The following is a 707-nucleotide window of genomic DNA, read 5'->3' as shown; positions in this document are numbered from 1 at the left end:
AAAATTATCTAGATTTGTTGACGGCTCGATAGTGCATGTTTATATCTGAAGGTGCGCGGCACAATCTCTGAAAAAAATCAAATAGGAGGTGTGTTATAAGCAAAGAAATTGATGTGGAGAAAATATTCAGTCTCAATGGTATGAATGGGAAGGTGGTTCTAGCTGTTACGAATTAACCTGACCGAGGCAGGCTGCACTCAAATTGTGAGTGTGGTCTGCTTTTATGAGGGCTGAAACATGAGTTTTCCGTTTGATTTGTCTGGCGATAAAATCAGGGTGCTCGATGTCGGAGCCAGGGTCGTTCCGGGACAAGTTGCAGTTTATCAAGAAATGTCATTGTGCAAACAGTGTCATGTCATAGCGGTTGACCCCGATTGCAGTACCAATGAGCAGTTGCTGGCGACTGGGGCCGTCATTCATAATGTTGCGTTAGGTAATGGTGATCATCAGCAGATGAATATCTGCAAGTTGCCTTCCTGTTCTTCCTTGCTAGAGCCGAATGTTGAACTGCTGTCTAAATATTCTGCGATGGAGTTTTTCTATCGCATAGTGCGTACTGAGACAGTGAAGAGCGAAAGATTAGATGACTTTTTTCATGAGGCAAGCTTTGATTTTCTTGTCTTGGATGTTCAAGGTTATGAGCTTGAAGTGTTGGCTGGTGGGGAAAATAATTTGGCCAATATATTTGGAGTTCACGCTGAGGTTGC

Annotated in this window: 1 protein-coding gene; it reads left to right on the top strand. The window is 43.1% G+C overall.

Annotated elements, in window-relative coordinates; genetic code table 11:
• Positions 1-237: 237 nt before the first annotated feature.
• The coding region (locus K675_RS32665) for an FkbM family methyltransferase (RefSeq protein ID WP_157384004.1) at positions 238-707 on the top strand (470 nt) is incomplete at its 3' end.

Origin of the sequence: Pseudomonas fuscovaginae SE-1, from assembly GCF_000364705.1 — a bacterium.
Classification (GTDB): Bacteria; Pseudomonadota; Gammaproteobacteria; order Pseudomonadales; family Pseudomonadaceae; genus Aquipseudomonas; species Aquipseudomonas fuscovaginae_A.
This window is presented reverse-complemented; position numbering and strand designations above follow the sequence as displayed.